Origin of the sequence: Staphylococcus sp. GDX8P80P (assembly GCF_017893095.1) — a bacterium.
Lineage (GTDB): Bacteria > Bacillota > Bacilli > Staphylococcales > Staphylococcaceae > Staphylococcus > Staphylococcus borealis.
Genome location: NZ_JAESMI010000091.1, coordinates 1 through 378, shown reverse-complemented (window position 1 = coordinate 378; position 378 = coordinate 1). Strand labels below are relative to the sequence as shown.

At 27.0% G+C, this 378-nt stretch carries 1 pseudogene; it reads left to right on the top strand.

Annotation, left to right across the window (positions count from 1 at the left end):
• A pseudogene (locus tag KA858_RS08765) lies at positions 1-378 on the top strand (IS5/IS1182 family transposase); the annotation flags it as partial.

Genomic DNA, 378 nt, shown 5'->3' with positions numbered 1-378 from the left:
TTTGTATCGTCAATAAAAATAGCTTTATCATCTATAAGATTTTGTTTTACAGTCAGTGTGTAAAACAAAATCTTATAGATGATAAAGCTATTTTTATTGATGGTACAAAAATTGAAGCAAATGCCAATCGATATACATTTGTATGGAAAAAGAGTATTCAAAACCATGAATCAAAGATGAATGAGGATTCTAAAGCCCTCTACCATGAATTGGTAACCAATAAAATCATACCGGAAATTAAAGAAGATCATGATAATGAATTAACAAAAGAAGAAATAGATTTGATTGGTAGTCATTTAGATAAAGAAATCGAAGATTTAAACCAACATATCAACAATGAAAAATGTACTAAAACAAGAAAACAAATACGTCTCAAAA